We start from the raw sequence: 19,851 nt of genomic DNA on the forward strand, positions 1-19,851 counted from the left end.
TACATTAACCTTTTGCTAGATCGATTAAGTATTGGCCATACTCATTTTTACTCATGCTTTGACCAATTTCTAAAACTTGCTCTTTACTGAGCCAACCGTTATTCAAAGCAATTTCTTCTAAACATGCCACTTTATAGCCTTGACGCTTCTCAACAGTCTCTACAAATTGAGCTGCCTCTAGTAAACTTGAATGTGTTCCTGTATCCAGCCAGGCAAAACCACGCCCAAGCAACTCTACATTTAAGTCACCACGTTCTAAATATATCTGGTTCACTGTTGTAATTTCTAACTCACCCCGCTCAGAAGGCTTCACCTGTTTGGCAATTTGAACCACATCATTGTCATAAAAATACAAACCTGTAACCGCAAAGTGTGATTTTGGATGTTTCGGTTTTTCTTCTAATGACACGGCACGTTTTTGCCCATCGAACTCAACTACACCAAAACGCTCTGGATCTTTTACCTGATAACCAAATACAGTTGCACCTTTTTGACGAACCGCAGCTTGGCTTAGCCTAGAACTAAAACCTTGACCATAGAAAATATTATCGCCCAGTACCAGACAAACATTACTATCACCAATAAAGCTTTCACCAATAATAAAGGCTTGTGCCAAACCATCTGGACTAGGTTGCACTGCATATTCAAGCTGAATCCCAAATTGAGAGCCATCACCCAACAAACGCTTAAAGCCATCGATATCTTCAGGAGTACTAATAATTAATACTTCACGAATACCTGCAAGCATCAGAACCGAAAGTGGATAATACACCATCGGCTTATCATAAATAGGGAGCAGTTGTTTTGAGACACCTTTAGTGATTGGATATAAACGTGTACCCGAACCACCTGCTAAAATAATACCTTTAGTTGTTTTTGACATTATATATTTACACCTAATCTTTCACGTTGGTAAGTACCATCTTGAACGCGTCGACACCACTCTAAGTTATTTAGATACCATTCTACAGTCTTACGAATACCCGTCTCAAAAGTCTCTAAAGGCACCCAACCAAGCTCTTTTTTAATTTTACTCGCATCAATTGCATAGCGTAAATCATGTCCTGGTCGATCTTTGACAAAATGAATTAACGTTTCATAAGATCTACCATCATCTCTCGGTCTTAGCTCATCCAAAATTCTACAAATAGTTTTCACAACTTCAATGTTTTGTTTTTCATTATGTCCGCCAATGTTGTAAGTTTCACCATCTAAACCTTCAGTAGCTACTTTATATAATGCGCGCGCATGATCTTCTACGAATAACCAATCACGAATTTGTTGACCATTACCATATATAGGTAAAGGCTTACCATCTAATGCATTCAAAATTACCAAAGGAATCAATTTTTCAGGGAAATGATAAGGTCCATAATTATTTGAGCAGTTGGTGACTATAACAGGTAGACCATAAGTTCTGTGCCAAGCACGTACTAAATGGTCTGAACTGGCTTTAGAGGCAGAATATGGAGAGCTTGGCGCGTATTTAGTTGTTTCTGTAAACAAATCTGTCGTGCCTTCTAAATCGCCATAAACCTCATCAGTTGAAATATGATGAAAACGAAAGTTTTGTTGAGTTTCAATGTCTAGGTCCAACCAATAATTTCGAGCAGCCTCTAATAAAGTATAAGTTCCTACAATATTAGTTTGAATAAATGCTGCAGGACCATCAATTGAGCGATCTACATGAGACTCTGCGGCTAAATGCATAATTACATTAGGTTGAAATGCATCTATAGCAGCTGTAATTTGTTCTTTATCACAAATATCAATTTGTTTGAACTGATAGTTTGAATGCTGTTCAATTTCTTTTAACGATTCTAAATTACCCGCATAAGTTAGTTTATCAATATTAAGAACTTGATTATTCGTATTTTGAATAATATGACGAATGACAGCCGAACCAATAAATCCTGCACCGCCAGTAACTAAAATCTTCATTTTTAATTGCCTACATTTTTACCAAAGCTTTATACTTTCAATTCATTGCAAGAAAACAAAACAGAGTGAGATCGTAATAAGTCTTTTAATCTCTCTACTACTATATTGGTTTCAAAATGACTTACCTGTGGAATGGAAATCACAATTCAAAGATTCTTTCATAATCAATTCAAAATTTTCATTTAAGGCAGCTCAAAGAGCATATACCACTTACTAAGCACTACTATAGTGATAAGTATCAAAACTTCTAGATTCACTTTTTCTAAGTTAAACTGCCATAATAAACCAACTTAACCTAATCCAACCTGACCAAATTTTAAATTTCTTACTTTCAGCATCCGTTATACCTTAATAGTATTTCATATCAATTTAACGGCACCTAATATAACAGATCCCAAATTAAATATTGATGTAAAATGATCACAATTGAAAAAAATAATTACATAACTCCATGATCTTAATCACAATCAAGCAACAAAAAAGGGTTTTATATTCACATTGGCGCTAGGCGTCATGGGTTTATTCCTATAATATAGCTCAACAAATATCAGCTTAGATTTTTGAATCTATTTTAAATATTCTACTAATTAAAAATGATAGGAATTCGAGTGAGTTACTACCGCTATAGTTTATTATTAGCACTCAGCTTAAGTTTTACAGGTTGCGCTGTGACTTCAGGTCTGCAAACTTATGATTTACCAGAAGAAGGGGTTTTTCAGACGGATTTGGGTACGCTAGTCAATGTTATCAAACTCACTCAAGAGTCCCTTTTTGCTGTTCAACCTGCACAAGTCAATGTTCACCAAGATTTAGGACATTTGTTTCTACAAAATCAAAAACAATACCTACTCAGTGCTGGTGATGTATTATCTATTTATCTATGGGCCTATCCAGAAATTTCAGGGGCTAATGATGAAAAAAAAGGATATCAAATTGACTCTCGTGGCTATATTCAATTTCCAATTATTGGACGTTACAAGGCGGCTGGCAAAAGTTTAGATCAGGTCAATCAAGAACTTCGTCAGTTACTTGCCCGTTATTTAAAAACGCCAGATGTCATCGCCCGAGTGCTGTCTTACCAAGGTCAACGCTATTCAGTACAAGGCAATGTGATGAAAGGTGGTCAATATACACTGAATGATCAACCTACAAGCATCTATACGGCGCTTGGTTTAGCCGGCGGTGTCAATACACAATTTGGTGCAAATACGTCGATTAGCCTCGTTCGCAATGGTCAAACTTATAATTTAAATTCGATTGAGCTCGAAAAAGCAGGGTTTTCGCTACACAATCTTTTGATTCAAGCCAACGATACGATTTACGTGAACTCGCGCGAAAACCAAAAAATATATGTGATGGGTGAGGCGGGGAAAAACCAATCCTTGCCGATGCGTGATCAAGGCATGACTTTAAGTGATGTGATTGGGGAGAGCTTAGGTCTGAATCCATTGTCTGCAAGCAGCAGTAAAATTTACGTCGTTAGAAGTCAAAGTGACTCACCTATGACTGAAATCTTCCATATGGATCTGTCTAGCATTGCTAATTTTGGTCTAGCTAATCAGTTTAAAATGCAAAGTAATGATATTGTTTATGTCGATGCAACGGGTCTAACGCGCTGGCAACGTGTGGTCAACCAGGTGATTCCGTTCTCCAATGCTTTATATAATTTAGATCGTTTGGGGAATTGATGAATTTTAAAAATATTTTAGTGGTCTGTATTGGAAATATCTGTCGAAGCCCCATGGCAGAATATTTCCTAAAAGATGCATACCCAAATCGAAAAATTCACTCTGCTGGGATTTCTGGTCTAGTTGGTCATCCTGCAGATGATAAAGCATTACAATGTATGCAAAATTTCGGTATAAATATGCAAGATCATGTGGCGCGCAAACTGAATGCTGAATTGGTCAAAAATGCGGATTTGATTCTTGTCATGAGCCAGAACCAACAGAAGCATATCGAACAAACATGGCCCTACGCAAAAGGAAAAACCTTTCGCTTGGGGCACTGGCGTGAAAAAAATATTGCGGATCCTTACCAACACGATCAAGCATTCTTTAATGACACCTGTCAGTTGATTCAGGATTGTATCGCTGATTGGAAAAAACACCTTTAATATTTTGAATAAAGATTATGAGTCAAACCGCGAATACCGAAGATACAATTGATTTAAAAGAATTATTTTTTTCATTAATCGCACAATGGAAACTGATTGCCTTGTGTGTGATTTTGAGTCTGGTCTGTGCTCTACTCTACTTGCGTACAACACCAGATACCTACTCTGTTGATGCTTTGGTCCAAGTTGAAGAAAGTAAAGGGACTTCAGCTGCACTTTTGGGTGATCTCTCAAGTATGATTGAGCAGAAACAACCCGCTCAAGCAGAAATTGAAATCTTGAAATCTCGATTAGTCCTCGGTTCAGTGATTGAGAATTTAAATCTAGATCTTAGAGTGTCCGGTACGCAAAACTCTTTCTTTGATCGTTTATTTTCACCACATGACTATTCGACCAGTTATTCACGTCAATCCGTAATTTTTAACGATGACGAAAAATCTTTTGCTATTCCCCATTTCCATGTTCCTCAGAAATTTCGTGACCGTGCATTAGAACTTAATTTTACTGAGAAACAATTTACCCTGACGGATATAAAAACCGAAGAAGTGGTCCTGAAAGGTTTACTGAACCAACTCAATCAAAGCTCTACCCGTGATGGCGTATGGAAAGTTGAGATTCGCACACAAGATCAATTGAATGACCGGTATCTCATCACCAAACAATCTTTACCAACTGCGATGAAATCACTTTTGGCCAACTATTCAGTGGCTGCAAAAGGCAAAATGACTGGTGTTTTAGGATTAAACTATCAAGGTCAAGATAAAGAGCATATTACAAAAGTCCTGAATACGATTTTAAATGCGTATAGTCAGCAAAATGTTGAACGTCGTTCTGCCGAAACTGCGCAAACGCTCAAATTCTTGGATGAACAACTCCCAGAACTAAAACAACAACTGGATGTCGCAGAGCGCGAATTTAACAAATTCCGTCAAGGCTTTAATACAGTTGATGTCACCAAAGAATCTGAATTATATCTCACACAAAGTATTGCCTTAGAAACACAAAAAGTAGAACTTGAGCAAAAAGTCGCTGAAGCTGGTGCTAAATACACCAATGAACATCCAATCATGCAACAAATGAACGCTCAACTTGGCGCGATCAATAAAAAAATCAATGAATTGGATGGCACCTTAAAACAACTCCCAGACTTGCAACGTCGCTATCTACAGTTATTCCGTGAAGTTGAAGTCAAACAACAGTTGTATACAGCTTTGCTGAATTCGTACCAACAACTTCGCATTGCGAAAGCGGGGGAAATTGGTAATGTTCGTATTGTTGATACTGCCGTAGAACCGATTGAACCAATTAAGCCTAAAAAATTACAGATCCTAATTCTGTCCATTTTCCTTGGTGGTTTCCTCGGGACACTTCTAGCGCTGTTACGTGATATGATGCGTTCAGGCATCAAAGATTCTAGTCAAATTGAAAATGAATTGGATCTGCCGGTTTATGCTACGGTTCCACGTTCACCAGTGCAAGAAAGCCGTATTAAAATGCTGAAAAAGCATAAGAAAATTCCAATTCTCGCGATTAAGAATAGCGATGATATTGCGATTGAAAGTTTACGCAGTATGCGCACGGCGATTCATTTTGCGCTGAGTTCAGCTCGAAATAATGTGATTATGATTTCTGGTCCTGCACCTGAAGTGGGTAAATCATTTATTTCAACCAATTTAGCCACGATATTGGCGCAAGCTGACAAACGTGTTTTGATTATTGATGCTGACTTACGTCGTGGTTATCTACACAAATATTTCAATATTGAAACACAGCCAGGTTTGACTGATTACATGACTGATCAGCACTCTCTACAAAATATTATTCGAGACACTGAAGTCGCTGGTTTAAGTGTGATCACTCGTGGTAAGAGTCCGACTAATCCGTCTGAAATGCTGAGTTCTGAAAAATTCAAACAGTTGCTTGAACAGCTTTCAACACAGTTTGATCATGTGATCATTGACACGCCACCTATACTTGCGGTGACTGATGGTATTATCATTTCGCAATATGCAGGTGTGAATATTGTCATTGCTCGCTATGCGAAGACACAAATGAAAGAACTCGAAATCACAGTCAATCGTTTCGAACAAGCCGGTGTGAAAGTAAATGGCTTTATTTTAAATGACATTCAACGTAATGCAGCGGGTTATGGCTATGGTTATAACTATGCGTATGCATATAAAGCTTCAAAGGACAATGATTAATTATTGTTGAATAAAAGCCTGATCTATTCAGGCTTTTTTTATGCCGATCAAACACTGTATATTTGTGAAATTTTGTTGATTTCATTGAAATTCTATATCGCTGAAAGTGAATTGACGCTATGCTGTTTTGGTTCCGCGATTTTAGAATGTCGCACATATAATTGAAAAAAATTGGAAATCTCATGAGTAAAGCTTTACCCATCGCTGTTGCTGTCGTTTTAGGCGGTGCTGCGCTCGTCCCTGTTTATTATGCAAGTCAACATCCAACATCTGCGACAGTTTCTAGCATGACTGCTGATGCAAAACCGATTGATAAAATCAGTTATGCACTCGGTTATGAAGTTGCCAGCCAAACTCCTCCTGAAGTTGCCATTGATCCGTTTATTGTCGGTGTCCGTGAAGCGCATGCTAAAAAAGAACGTGCCTATACCGATGAAGAACTGCAAACTGCCTATGTGGCTTTACAAAAAGAATTAGAAGAAAAGAAAGTCGAAGACTCTAAAGCTGCCGATGCACAAAGCAATAGCTTCCTGGCTGAAAATGCAAAAAAACCGAATGTTAAAACTACTGCTTCTGGTTTGCAGTACCTCGTCAGCAAAGAAGGTACAGGCAAACAACCTGCTGCAAACTCTGTGGTTAAAGTGCATTACACCGGTAAATTACTTGATGGCAAAGTCTTTGATAGCTCGGTTGAACGTGGCGAACCGATTGAATTTCCGTTGAATCAGGTCATCCCTGGATGGACCGAAGGCCTACAATTGATGAAGGAAGGCGGTAAAGCAACCTTATATATTCCATCAAATCTGGCTTATGGTGAACAGGGTGTTCCTGGCACGATTCCACCAAACAGCACACTCATTTTTGATGTTGAATTAATCGAAGTCAAATAAGTTAATCAAAAGGAGAGCCCTCAGCTCTCCTTTTTTTGGATTTGAATGATGAAAAAAATCTCTATATTAAGCAGTCTGCTGATCCTCAGCTCTGCCTCATTTGCGGCAAACATTAGCAATAAAAGTACTGAGAAAGATCAGCTCGGATATAGCTATGGCTATGTGATGGGACGCACTAATGCGGATACATTAAAAGATATTAATTTGGATGCCTTTATTGAAGGATTGAAACAAGGCTCAACTGGTCAAAAATCGAGTTTAACCGATCAAGAAATGGCGCAGGCTTTAACCAAATACAAAAAGCAAAGCGAATCGAAACAGCTGATCGAATTTCAAAAATTGGCTGCAGAAAATTTAAAATCTGGGCAGCAATTTTTACAAGAGAATGCCAAGAAAGCAGGTATCGTCACACGACCAACAGGTCTGCAATATCAAGTGATTCAGCAAGGTCAAGGCAAAACGCCTAAAGCGACGTCAAAAGTGAAAGTTCATTATGAAGGGCGTTTGATCGATGGCACAGTATTCGATAGTTCGATCGCGCGTAATCAAGCGGTTGAATTCCAAGTGAGTCAAGTCATTCCGGGTTGGACTGAAGGCTTACAACTCATGAAGGAAGGTGCTAAATACCGCTTCTTTATTCCTGCTGATTTGGCCTATGGTGAGATCGGTTCGGGCGATGCGATTGAGCCGAACAGCACCTTAATCTTTGATGTCGAACTTTTAAAAGTTTTGCCTTAATATTCACATGACTTATAAAAAAACATCGCTTCCGCGATGTTTTTTTGTTTTATTTAGGGTCTGGTTGAAACACTAGCCATGTTTTAATTGTCTTGGTCTAAAGCCAGTCGCAAATAAACCCAATACATAGGCAACCACACCTAATACACAAAGAGCAAGCACTTCAAATACACGAATCCACGGCGCTACATCTGGGTTATACCAGCTTAGGCCATACCATAGAGCTGCGATCATCACGGCGTTGCCCACCATAAATTGGAAAAATAACTTTTTCCAGTGCGGACCAAATCGGAATATTTCACGCTTGTGTAAATAGAAATATAGCATCCCTGCATTGACTAAAGCAGAACCTGTAGATGACAACGCCAATGCCATATGGAGTTCTTCCCAACCCATCCATTTGAAGATACCAATAAAAACCACATTGAGGATTGCGTTGGCTGCAACTGCCATTAGGCCAACACGTACTGGGGTTTTGGTATCTTGAATCGCATAAAAACCAGGAGCAAATACTTTAATCAACATAAATGCCAAAACACCACCACTCATACATTGTAATGCCAAAGCGGTCATTTCTGTCGCTCGTGCATCAAAAGCACCGTGTTGGAACAGCGCTTGAATAATAGGTGTAGACAACATAAATAAAGCGATACTGGCTGGGATACCTGCAAATACGATGACACGTGCAGCCCAATCTAACATGGCCTTAAATTTAGTTTGATCCTGTTCGGCTTTACGCGCAGAGAGTGCAGGCAAAATCACCGTTCCAATGGCTACACCAATTAAGCCTAAAGGCAATTCGGTCATCCGTTCTGCAGTATAAAGCCATGACACAGAACCATTTTGCATAAAAGACGCCCAAATGGTATTGAGCAGTAAATTAATTTGTGTGACTGAAACCCCAAACAGTGCAGGCAACATTAATTTTAAAATACGCTCGACACCTTCGTGCTTAAAATCAACTTTGGGTGGAATCAGGAGTTTTTTGCGCCAAAGCTCCGGAATTTGTAGGGCTAATTGCAAAATGCCAGCAAACACCACTGCCCAACCCAATGCCATAATGGGTGTTTCCATATATGGTGACAGCCACAAAGCCCCTGCAATCATAGCAATATTCAACAACACTGGCGCAAATGCAGGTGCGGTGAACGAGCCATAACTGTTTAAGATACTGCTGGCAAATGCCGTCAGCGACATAAACATCAGGTAGGGAATGGTGAGACGGAATAAGTCGACTGATAAATCAAATTTGGCTGCATCGGCATGAAATCCTGGAGCATAAACATACAGTATCGCAGGTGCAACAATCATACACAGCAAAGTTAATGCAGTCATCACGGTAAGCAAACATCCAAATACCCGACTAATTAGGATCTGAACTTCAGCATGGAGTTTGGTGGTTTTATATTCTGTGAGAACAGGAATAAATGCTTGGGAAAATGCACCTTCGGCAAAAAGACGCCTAAAAAAGTTGGGAATACGAAACGCTACGACAAAAGTATCGAAGTCTTTACCTGCCCCGAACACATTTAACAGCACCATGTCTCGAATAAGCCCCATGACACGAGACAACATGGTCATTGCACTAACAATAAAGGTGGATCGCCAAAGCGCCATCATATTCACCACTTAAAAAGATTGACGATATTGTAATAAAACTTCGCTTTTAAATTGTTATTTCATTCGACAAAGCATCATATTTTTCGTTGTTTTAATTGATCTCTAAAATAAGACCATTGAAAATGCGGTCCTGGATCGGTCTTTCGTCCAGGTGCAATATCTGAATGCCCTGCGATATGACTTTTAATTTTAGGATAAGCGTGTTGAAGTGTTGCCACGACCTCAACTAAAGCTTGATATTGTTGTTCCGTAAAATCTTGATCATCACTACCCTCGAGTTCAATGCCAATCGAATAATCATTGCATTCTGGATTTGCCATGTACGTAGAGCGTCCTGCATGCCAAGCACGGTCTTTAAAATTAACAAACTGTAAAATTTCGCCTGACCTTAAAATCAACAAATGTGCTGAGACCTGCATCCCTTCAATGGTTTTAAAATAAGGGTGTGCATTCCAATCTAATTTATTTTGGAAAAACTGCTCAATATAGCCTCCTCCAAACTGTGAGGGCGGTAAGCTAATATTGTGGATGACCACCAGTTGAATGTCAGTATGGTCTGGTCTTTGATTAAAATTTGGTGAAGCAATAAATCTTGCACCTTGTAATACACCATCTACCACTTGAAGCTTGGGTACATTCGACATGTGTGATCTCAATCCGTGTTTGCAACTTATGACAATTCATCCACGCTCATCTTTGAAAAGACTTGGACGAAAAAAACAGCACCATTACTTGAGGTGCAATGGTAATATATTGCTCATTTTTCTGGTGCCTACAATAGGGATTTTATGAGCATACCGCAATCTTTGCTTGAACAATCAATTCAAATCAATATCCAACAAGCATTGCAAGAAGATATTGGTGAGCGTGATATCACCGCATTGCTGACACCTGAAGATGAACAAGCAACAGCAACCATTATCAGTCGCGAAACGATGATTCTTGCAGGGCAACCGTGGGTGAATGCTTTAATTAAAGCCTATGATCCAAGCGTTGATGTGATTTGGTTAAAGCAAGATGGCGATCAAGTTCAAGCCAATGAGGCATTTTTAAAACTTGCAGGCTCAGCACGCAGTCTGTTAACCGTTGAACGCCCAGCACTTAATTTTGTACAAACACTTTCTGCTGTTGCTACAAAAACGGCTGAATATGTGAAACATTTAGAAGGTTTAAATACCAAATTACTGGATACACGTAAAACATTACCTGGCTTACGTATTGCGCAAAAATATGCGGTGGGTGTAGGTGGTGGTCAAAACCATCGTTTAGGTTTATTCGATGCTTTTTTAATTAAAGAAAACCATATTATGGCTGCAGGTGGTATTCAGCAAGCAATCGACAAAGCGCATGCTATTGCACCAGGTAAACCTGTGGAAGTCGAAGTTGAAACTTGGGATGAGTTAAACCAAGCTTTAGATGCTGGTGCCGATATCGTCATGTTGGACAATTTCAGCCAACAACAAATGATTGATGCAGTCAAGCATGTGGCTGGTCGCTGTAAATTAGAAGCTTCAGGTAATATTACCATCGAGAACTTACGTGAAGTTGCTACTTCAGGCGTCGACTTTATTTCCATGGGTGTACTGACTAAAGATGTCAAAGCCATCGATTTATCTATGCGCTTTAACGCTTAATTGATTCAATCCTATCTCTCAATAAAAAAGGGGCTTTGCTCCTTTTTTTATTTGCTTAAAACTGTGATGCTACATTAACTTTATCGCAAGAATACAAAAAAATTTGAATTTATATGGTCCTAGTTGATACCTTCCACGCTTTAAGATTATTTTTTAATCAAAATCATGCTAAATCCATAGAATGCAAAGTAAATCATTAAATTTCAACTATTTATTCGCCTTAATTTTACAATTATTCAATTTTCTGTCATGGAATGCTGCCTAATTTTCATTCATAGTGAAGCCAATAAATACAATTAAACCATGAGTTCGCATTGTCTAAATAATAGGAGGGTGTCAACGCATAGACCATGCTGAATGTCAGTGAATAAATAAAAAGAAATGCAGTCATCGGATCGATTGCATCCACCATGTTGTACATTAGGGAAATCACATGAAAACGCAAATGATCTATACGCTTTTAAGCGTCGCGATTAGTAGCAGCTTACTCGTCGGTTGTAAAAGCTCCAGCGAATCTGGGGGGAATTCAGGCGGTGGTAATGGATCACAGCCAACTCCGACCAATCCAACTGATCCTGACAATCCAACGAATAAACTTGAAAAAGAATTCGTGACTGTTTTATCAACTCGCCCCGATCTTGTGACAGATAATGATGTATTGATCGAATTAGACCCATCGATTAATTTTAATGACGCAAATATAAGCATTCATTTAAATGGACAGGACATCAAATCTCGCTTTTCTAATGCTCAGAATAGAGTGCTATTAGATGGATTACAGTTAGGGGAAAATCTACTTAAAATTGAAACACCAAATGAAATTCAAAATTTATATTTAAAAAATTTCAGTACCACAGGTCCTCTTTTATCTGGACCTCAAATTAATCCATGGACCTGTACCAACGGCTCGACTGATTTATTTTGCCGTAAACCTGTTCAATATAATTACTACTATCGGAATTTGGTCGGAACTTTACAAACCTATAATCCTGAGAAACCACCTTCGGCGGGTCTAATTTCCAAAATTAAGACCGATACAGGCGTAGAAGTACCATTTATCATTCGAGAAGAAGTCGGCTATCAAAATCGTGATGAATATCGGTTTGCTGTATTATTTAATCCTAATCAGCCTTGGACTGCGTTGAATCCACAACCCCAATTTAATAATAAGCTGTTAGTAACCCATGGGCAAAGTTGCGGAAATGATTATCAGTCTGCAACTGCACCTACCGTGGTTGCGACATCAACTTCTATTTTGCCAGATATTACCATCAAGGCTTTGGGCAAAGGTTATGGCGTCATGTCTACGGCGCTATCCAACAGTGGACATAACTGTAATTTGGCGGTTCAAGCTGAATCAATCATTATGGCCAAAGAACGTTTTATCGAACAATACGGCACTTTAGACTACACGATTGGACAAGGCTGCTCAGGTGGCGCGCTCGCATCTCAATGGGTAGCTAACGCTTATCCAGGTGTATATCAAGGTTTGTTAGTAACGTGCTCCTTCCCTGATGCATGGAGTACAGCGTCTCAGTTTGCTGATTATCATATTATGATCAATTATTTTAAAACAGCAGAAGGCCGCTCTTTCCTCCCTCATCAAATTAACCATATTCAAGGTCATATTTCTGAGATTAATGGTTATGTCAGTGAACTTGCGCAATTCGATGTTGCTCGACCAAATACCATTTGTAGCGGAATATCAGAAACACAACTGTACAATGCCACCTCAAATCCGAATGGGACACGCTGTTCAATTCAAGAGGCTGCTGTAAATTTGTTGGGTCTCAGAAATCCAACCGAAGTTGATCCAAATACACAACAGCGTAGACAAATTTGGAGTCCTGTCGAAAACCAGCGAAATATTGGGTTTGCTAACCTACCAATTGATAATGTCGGTGTGCAATACGGGCTTCAAACCTTATTTGATGGTGTGATCAATGCTGAAAAATTTGTTTTATTAAATGAACGCCTCGGTGGAGTCGATATTGATATTAACCCAATTCCCGAACGGTTATATGCCACGGAGCAAGGTTTAAAAAATGCTTATCGAACTGGTTTAATCAATGTTGCCAATAATTTAGATCAAGTGGCGATTATTGATTGTCGTGGTCCAGATCCAGCGATATTCCATGATGCTTACCGAGCATTCGCGATTAGAGCACGTTTAGACAAAGCACACGGACATCATAACAATCAGCTTCTGTATGGAGGTGATACCATTATGATTGGCGATCTTAAATGTTTAGAAATCAGTTTCGATGATATGAACCAATGGTTGGATCGCGTAAAAAATGATACAAGCAATTTACCTCTGCCACAGAAACTCACTCGCAATAAAGTAAATCTTAACGACTCATGTATCACATTAGGAACGATTCGAAGATCTGGGTTCTGCAATAACCTTCGTGTACCGGTGTATAAAACACCGCGAATGGTAGCAGGTGATCAAATTAGTACCTACGCCAATAAATGTAAACTACAACCACTCACACGTCGTCTTTACCCCAATATTAACTTTACAGATGAGCAATGGGCTCGATTACAAAAAGTTTTTCCAGATGGTGTTTGTGATTACACCCAAGATCCTGTTGGGTTTGGTAAAACCTATCCTTGGTTAACCTATCAAAATCAAAATGGTCAGATCAATGATGTCATTTATGGTGGTAAGCAACTGGATGAAGATCCAAATCGCCCTGAGGAGCTTATAATGCCTCAACTTCCGAAAGGTTGGATCTCTAATTCATTTCGACTGTCTTAATACCTGAATTTTTCAATTCTGAAAAAAGCCGTGAACATTCACGGCTTTTTTTACTTCGTGTTTAAGATTTAGGTTGCAATAATCCCATCATAGGATCGGTACATGTATGCTGCCCTGTTTCAATACGTCCAGCAAATCGACGTTCATAAGCCTGCTCTCCCTGCTGTTGGGCGATCACAACATTAAAATCATACCATCCCCAAGACTCCGTTAAATCTAGATGAAGTTCAGCCTCATTCGATTGAGTTTTGACAGTCCACATTTTTTGATTGTAGTATGCATTGTCCTTGACCATCATCTCCACGGCTTCAGCACCATCATGCCGTATTTTTAAAATTATTTTAGGTTGACAGGCTTCATAGCAAATTCGAATTTCTGGCAAATGATCTCTTTCAATTTGATGGTGAAGATTTCCCTTGAATGCTCGATGATAACCATTTGGTCCAAGTACCCAAAGATCATATTGATCATCTACTAGCTCCCAAACATCCTCAAGCTGTTTCCCTGCCTCCACCATAAAACGTCGAGGAATAGCATTTAAATCTAGTTTGTCATAGACATGGAAAACCGCACCTTGTTCTCCACCATTTGCAAAAATCAATTGTATGTTTCGGGTTGCAACCTGTACGCGCGCGCTGGTATGTAATAAATAAGGTAATGCTCGAGAATGACGTATTCCAGATTCTTGCATAGGAAATTGTTGATTTGCTGGGACTGGAACCTTGCTGAGTTGCTCTTGCGAACGACGCGTATTGTCAGCTTCTTGTTTGGTTCTTTGCCCATTGAGTGTTGGCAGTACATTGAGGTTAGGTGTCTTAAAGTCAAATGCCGACGTAAGATCACCACAGACTGCTCTACGATAAGGGCTAATATTGGGCTCTTTTACACCAAAACGTTGCTCAAGAAATTGAATAATTGAAGTATGATCAAATACCTGAGAGTTGACCCATCCCCCACGACTCCATGGTGAAATGATATACATAGGAACACGCACTCCTGGACCATACACACCATGCCAGAAGTTTTCATTCTTACCATTTTTAAATTTTAATTCAGGCTGTGCTGTCGAACCTGATACACGTGGGTGATTGAAATATTCATATGATATCTCTTGTTCTGATAACGTGGTTTTACCATGAACTTTTACGATATCACCTGCTTCATTGATTTCTCTTGATGGTGCAGACGGCGATGGTACATGATCAAAGAAACCATCATTTTCATCAAAATTGACCAGTAAAACCGTCTGACTCCATAACTCTGGATCTGCCGTTAAAGTGTTTAACAGTTCTTGAATGTACCACGCGCCTTGAACAGGACTTGATGGTCCCGGATGTTCACTATACGCTGCCGGTGCGACCACCCAGCTCACCTGTGGCAATTTACCGTCTAAGATATCTTGTTTAAATTGTCCTAATAAACCGCCGTCCTTAGGCATCGTATTGGCAATCCCCTTATAGAGAGGTTGTCGTTGATCAATACGCTCATCATATTCAGGCGACAAAATATTGGCATGGCTAACTGGCTTACCAGATAATTCATTGGCTTTGCGATATTGCTTAAATCCCGCCAAAGGATTATCCGTAAAATTATCGGGCATATTTTGATAAACCTTCCAACTAATCCCAGCCTGCTGTAATCGTTCAGGATACGTGGTCCAGTCGTAACCGATCATTGATGAGCCAATACTATCAAACTCGTTGACTACACTCGCGACACCTGCAGCAGTTGGCCCGTTGGTCCCTGTCCAAATAAATTTACGATTGGGATTAGTTCCCGCGTGCATAGCGCAATGGTAGGCATCACATAAAGTAAATGCTTCCGCCAGCGCAAACTGGAACTCGAGCTCTTGTTTCTTAAAATAACCCATGGATTGGGGGTGTTTATGTTCCACCCAATTGCCCATACGCCCACAATCCCAAGCGGCTTGACCATCCTTCCATGAATGAGGTGTGCCCGAAACACGTTGAGCATTGCCCAATGAACTGTCTAGGTGATAAGGCAAAATTTTATTTTTGTTGGCATCATACTGTTCCCACACCGCTCTTTTACCACTCAATGGAATGGTGAATCGATCACCAAAACCACGTACTCCTTTGAATGTTCCAAAATAATTATCAAAAGAACGATTTTCTTGAGTCAAAATCACCACATGTTTCACATCTTGAATAGTGCCAGTTTCCACTTTTGCATCAATGGCTAAAGCTTTTTGAATACTCAGCGGAAAACTTGCTAATGCAGATGCACCCAATAATGTCTTGGTCGAATTTAAAATAAAGTCACGACGGTTCATATATTTATCCTGTTGTTATTCTTGTTATGGTTATGGAGCACAGTGGATTTCACAGCTGGGATCTGAAGGTTGCGGTTTGGATGGTTGGTGATCATCATCTCCTCCACAAGCTGTTAACAAAATACTTGGTGTAAGAATGAATATAAAAAAATAAGCTCGCATGTAGTTATCCTTCTCGTTTTATGCGAACTCAGTGATACGCTTTTTTCGTGACGCTGTAATGAAACTTCAATTGCAAATCTATGAAATAAAAAAAGCACCTCTATCAAGGTGCTTTTTTGCAATTAACGCATGCTATCAGATGCGAATTACCAACCTAGTGCTTGCTGTTGCTTTTGAATTAACTCTTGAATGCCTTTCTCAGCCATTTCAAGCATTGCGTTACATTGCGTACGCGTGAACGGTTTATCTTCCGCAGTACCTTGAATTTCAATAAACTCACCCGCCTGAGTCATCACCACATTCAAATCTGTTTGGCAGTTTGAATCTTCTTCATAACATAAGTCGAGTAGTACTTCGTCTTGATAAATACCAACAGAAATTGCAGCCACCAAACCTTTGAGTGGATCTTGTTTGATTTTCTTTTTCTCAAGTAATGAATTCATAGCATCAATCAAGGCTACCGCAGCACCTGTAATAGACGCTGTACGTGTACCACCATCGGCTTGAATAACATCACAGTCGATTGTAATCGTGTTTTCACCCAATTTTTTCAAATCCACCATGGCACGTAGACTACGGCCGATTAAGCGTTGAATTTCTTGAGTACGTCCACTTTGTTTACCACGAGCTGCCTCACGGTCACTGCGTGTATGGGTTGAACGTGGCAACATGCCATATTCAGCAGTCACCCAACCTTGGCCTTTTCCTTTCAAGAAGCGCGGTACTGAATTATCAACACTGGCAGTACAAAGAACTTTGGTATGACCAAATTCAACTAAAACTGAACCTTCTGCATAACGTGTATAGTTTCGAGTAATTTTAACGTCACGTAACTGGTCTAATGCACGCTGGTCAATACGCATAATACGTCCTAATTTTTACTTAAAAAAAGATTGGGCACATTATAGCAGATTGATGGCATCTAACTTTGTTATAAGTCCGTGTTTTAAAATTGCAGTTTCATTTAAAAACATACATTGGTTTGAACTGAGTTGACATAAAAAATGATCAGACTTCGTATAACGCCCATATGTAAAATGATCACTATTCTTGATAATGTGTGATTACATTTTGAACTTTTTCTTCATTCTGTATTTTGTTATTCTTTATTGAATTAGAATAATTGGATCTAGCATGACTAGCCCTATTTTTTTGCATGAACTGCCAGAAGAGCAGCTAAAAAAGCTTTCCCAAGATGATATTCAAAAGATTCACCAAGCAGAGCAACTCTACTGGAATAATAAGCCGTATACCAAAGTTTATGCTGCATTTAATGGTTCTAAAACGAAAAAAGGTGGTTTAGTAAGAGCCTCTACTGATACCTATAAGGTCAAAGGTATTTCTTTAGCTTTAGTAGGTGATGAAGCGATATACACTGATGGTTCAACAGCAAAAATTATCTCTGGTGCTGGTAGTGCCATCACTGTTCATAATCGATCCGCAGCACTTATTGGCTCACTATTAGAAAATGGTGATGAAATTATCGATAGTCCAATAACCGCTCATGTCTTACGTTTGTATCATGATGCCGCTTTACCCAAAGATTTCATGATTTCAACGATTGGAGGATCAAAGAGTGTCTAAAGGTTTTGGCATACATGGTTCTACAACAAGTCATGGTGGAACAGTGTTATCCACTCAATCGCGAAGTTCTCAAATGGGAAACCTATTTCTTCGTGCGGGAGATGGTTTTGCTTGTCCAAAATGTAAAACGTGGTCAACTTTGATTAAGAGTAATGACCATGTAATTTTTGATGGTAAAGCAGTCGCTTATGTCGGTGATAAGTTCACGTGTGGTGCTACTTTGATGCCAAAACAAGTTCATGTTGTTGGGACAAGTGGAAATGGTTCCAGTAGTTCGACCATTTCTAATTTGCAAACGACTAATAACCAACTTACTAATAACTTTTTGTCTGACAAAAATAATTTCGATATTGAGTTGAGTAAAATCAGTATTAAAACAGATTTATTTATACCTTGTGGTGTTCCTTCTTATCAAGGAAAAAAATCAAATGATAAAATTGATTATGAAATCAAAATTAAGGCTGGAATTTTTGAATATCTAAAATTAGAGATAGAGATGGAACCTGGGAAATATCAGTTAATAAAAAGAATTTCAGGCCCACATCACCCAGGAAAAAAAATAAAAGTTGATTGGGACGGGTTCGTAAATGATATCTATGATAGCAAAAAATTTACTTCAAAAGATGGCATTAATTTTAGAATAAAAGGCTATGCCTTTGATAAAGAGCAATGTAGTCAGACTAAAAATGTAAAATTTAAGTATAAAGACAAAGATTGGATAGACATTTTAATTAATAAAAAAACCTTAAAGATAGCAATTATATTAAGAATTGGTCTGTCAGATGGGGGGGAACAAGGTATTGATTCTTGGAAATATATCCCACCAAATCAGATTCTCATAGGAAAACCTCCATATCGGTCAAGGAATGTTTCCTATGAACAATTAAAAACAATGGCTTTAGATGGAATGAAATATTACTGGAGTCGAAATGGCTCTCATCCAGTTGGAAAAAGTATATTGTTAGATGGAAAAAATTATGAGGTTTTTCTAACTGCTCAAGAGTCAACAGTAAATATGATGCCTATGATGAAGTTAATATTTGCTACTAATTGGCGTCCAAGTAGAAGTGCTAATTGGGAGCTTTACAGGAGTACATTTTATAATACTGGTTATATGTTATTTAACACATCGAGAGGGGCTATATGGCAATTTTGGGATGCATCAAAAGCAAATAAACAATTTAGACTTACATTTGCACATGAAATGGGACATGAATTATTGTTAGCTTATAGCGGTCAAAAGCATTCAAAAGGGCATAAATCCACCTCTGGAATTATTAATCAAAGTCCAAAAGCAGGTACTACTTATCCAAAAAGTGGAGAAATTGATTTAATGAAATATGCAGATGAAAATGAAAATAATATAACTCTATTTCATGAACGATCTGTAGCAAGTCAAGAAGACGTAGCTGGGCTTTTATTTATTTCTGGAATTACAAAATGAAATTTTTTTTTAGTCATTTGCTTATAATATTTATATCCACTTTTTTAGTAGCTTGCACTCAAAAGACTTTATATTTAACTCCTGAAACTACAGGCTATATATATAGTATTGAAAGCAAAAAACCTATTGCCAATTATCATGGTTATATTGGATATGATACAGCTAGAGATAGTCATAATTCTATTACAACCGATAGCAAAGGTAAGTTTAAAATTTCTCCTGAAACACTAAAATATTATTTGATAAAACCAAGTTTAAAAGATTGGAATATGAGTGCTGCACATATTTATATTCAATTTCCTGGTTATAGAACGAAAATATATGATTATTCTGAAAAACTTCAGGAACAAGTTTCTAATTCTGATCCTAGTAAGTTAGAACAACTAGATGTTGGAATAATATTTTTGTCTTCTGAGTAACTTTAGATTTCTTACAATTAACGTAATACCCATTTTTTAATT

Annotated in this window: 15 protein-coding genes and 1 pseudogene; 10 read left to right on the forward strand and 6 right to left on the reverse strand. The window is 38.5% G+C overall.

From position 1 onward, the window contains the following. Nucleotides 1–4: 4 nt before the first annotated feature. Nucleotides 5–883: a glucose-1-phosphate thymidylyltransferase RfbA gene (rfbA, locus tag AC1M85_RS14210; RefSeq protein WP_488213285.1), complete on the reverse strand. Its 879-nt coding sequence runs from the start codon at nt 881–883 to the stop codon at nt 5–7. Beyond that, nucleotides 883–1,941, reverse strand: a complete 1,059-nt coding sequence (gene rfbB, locus AC1M85_RS14215) for a dTDP-glucose 4,6-dehydratase (protein ID WP_488213286.1) — start codon at nt 1,939–1,941, stop codon at nt 883–885. Before rfbB ends, rfbA begins: the two co-directional genes overlap by 1 nt. 608 nt (nt 1,942–2,549) lie before the next feature. On the opposite strand from rfbB, the gene AC1M85_RS14220 reads away from it, so the two are divergent. The 5 genes from AC1M85_RS14220 to bamJ (AC1M85_RS14240) all read left to right on the forward strand — a co-directional run bounded on the left by AC1M85_RS14220 (nt 2,550) and on the right by bamJ (AC1M85_RS14240) (nt 7,889). Next, complete coding sequence (locus tag AC1M85_RS14220) at nt 2,550–3,629, forward strand: polysaccharide biosynthesis/export family protein (protein ID WP_481589389.1); 1,080 nt, start codon at nt 2,550–2,552, stop codon at nt 3,627–3,629. Continuing rightward, nucleotides 3,629–4,057, forward strand: coding sequence for a low molecular weight protein-tyrosine-phosphatase (locus AC1M85_RS14225; RefSeq protein WP_488213287.1), 429 nt, complete (start codon nt 3,629–3,631; stop codon nt 4,055–4,057). Before AC1M85_RS14220 ends, AC1M85_RS14225 begins: the two co-directional genes overlap by 1 nt. A 17-nt stretch (nt 4,058–4,074) precedes the next feature. Beyond that, nucleotides 4,075–6,261, forward strand: coding sequence for a polysaccharide biosynthesis tyrosine autokinase (locus AC1M85_RS14230; RefSeq protein ID WP_488213288.1), 2,187 nt, complete (start codon nt 4,075–4,077; stop codon nt 6,259–6,261). A 182-nt stretch (nt 6,262–6,443) separates the two neighbouring features. Further along, the gene (gene bamJ, locus AC1M85_RS14235) at nt 6,444–7,151 is read left to right on the forward strand and encodes a BamJ family beta-barrel-assembly machinery protein (RefSeq protein ID WP_488213289.1); all 708 of its coding nucleotides are present in this window, start codon (nt 6,444–6,446) and stop codon (nt 7,149–7,151) included. Nucleotides 7,152–7,199: 48 nt separating this feature from the next. Then, nucleotides 7,200–7,889, forward strand: coding sequence for a BamJ family beta-barrel-assembly machinery protein (bamJ, locus tag AC1M85_RS14240; RefSeq protein ID WP_035267761.1), 690 nt, complete (start codon nt 7,200–7,202; stop codon nt 7,887–7,889). Nucleotides 7,890–7,961: 72 nt separating this feature from the next. On the opposite strand, the gene murJ is transcribed toward bamJ (AC1M85_RS14240), so the two are convergent. Together murJ and ampD are read right to left on the reverse strand one after the other, a co-directional pair. Beyond that, on the reverse strand, nt 7,962–9,515 hold the full coding sequence (gene murJ, locus AC1M85_RS14245; RefSeq protein ID WP_488213889.1) for a murein biosynthesis integral membrane protein MurJ: 1,554 nt from the start codon (nt 9,513–9,515) through the stop codon (nt 7,962–7,964). A 68-nt stretch (nt 9,516–9,583) separates the two neighbouring features. Further along, entirely contained in the window at nt 9,584–10,153 is a 570-nt protein-coding gene (ampD, locus tag AC1M85_RS14250) for a 1,6-anhydro-N-acetylmuramyl-L-alanine amidase AmpD (RefSeq protein WP_092767969.1), read from the reverse strand. Nucleotides 10,154–10,297: 144 nt separating this feature from the next. On the opposite strand from ampD, the gene nadC reads away from it, so the two are divergent. Then, nucleotides 10,298–11,143, forward strand: a complete 846-nt coding sequence (nadC, locus tag AC1M85_RS14255) for a carboxylating nicotinate-nucleotide diphosphorylase (RefSeq protein WP_179999994.1) — start codon at nt 10,298–10,300, stop codon at nt 11,141–11,143. Nucleotides 11,144–11,576: 433 nt separating this feature from the next. Continuing rightward, a complete protein-coding gene (locus AC1M85_RS14260) occupies nt 11,577–13,907 on the forward strand; it encodes a DUF6351 family protein (RefSeq protein ID WP_488213290.1) in 2,331 nt (776 codons plus the stop codon). Nucleotides 13,908–13,968: 61 nt separating this feature from the next. Here the strand turns inward: AC1M85_RS14260 and AC1M85_RS14265 are convergent, their stop codons facing one another. Together AC1M85_RS14265 and rph are read right to left on the reverse strand one after the other, a co-directional pair. Further along, a complete protein-coding gene (locus AC1M85_RS14265; RefSeq protein ID WP_488213291.1) occupies nt 13,969–16,200 on the reverse strand; it encodes a phosphocholine-specific phospholipase C in 2,232 nt (743 codons plus the stop codon). A 308-nt stretch (nt 16,201–16,508) separates the two neighbouring features. Beyond that, nucleotides 16,509–17,225: a ribonuclease PH gene (gene rph, locus AC1M85_RS14270; protein ID WP_035270511.1), complete on the reverse strand. Its 717-nt coding sequence runs from the start codon at nt 17,223–17,225 to the stop codon at nt 16,509–16,511. Nucleotides 17,226–17,496: 271 nt separating this feature from the next. Here rph and AC1M85_RS14275 point away from each other — a divergent pair, with 271 nt between their 5' ends. The 3 genes and pseudogenes from AC1M85_RS14275 (at nt 17,497) to AC1M85_RS14285 (ending at nt 19,809) form a co-directional block, all read left to right on the forward strand. Next, the gene (locus AC1M85_RS14275; protein WP_488213292.1) at nt 17,497–17,946 is read left to right on the forward strand and encodes a PAAR domain-containing protein; all 450 of its coding nucleotides are present in this window, start codon (nt 17,497–17,499) and stop codon (nt 17,944–17,946) included. Beyond that, nucleotides 17,939–18,223, forward strand: a pseudogene (locus AC1M85_RS14280) (PAAR domain-containing protein); the annotation flags it as partial. The gene AC1M85_RS14275 and the pseudogene AC1M85_RS14280, both read left to right, overlap by 8 nt. A gap of 1,163 nt (nt 18,224–19,386) precedes the next feature. Next, nucleotides 19,387–19,809, forward strand: a complete 423-nt coding sequence (locus AC1M85_RS14285; RefSeq protein ID WP_180028922.1) for a hypothetical protein — start codon at nt 19,387–19,389, stop codon at nt 19,807–19,809. Nucleotides 19,810–19,851 lie beyond the last annotated feature (42 nt).

The sequence above is a fragment of the Acinetobacter sp. 24-47-64 genome, from assembly GCF_057737055.1.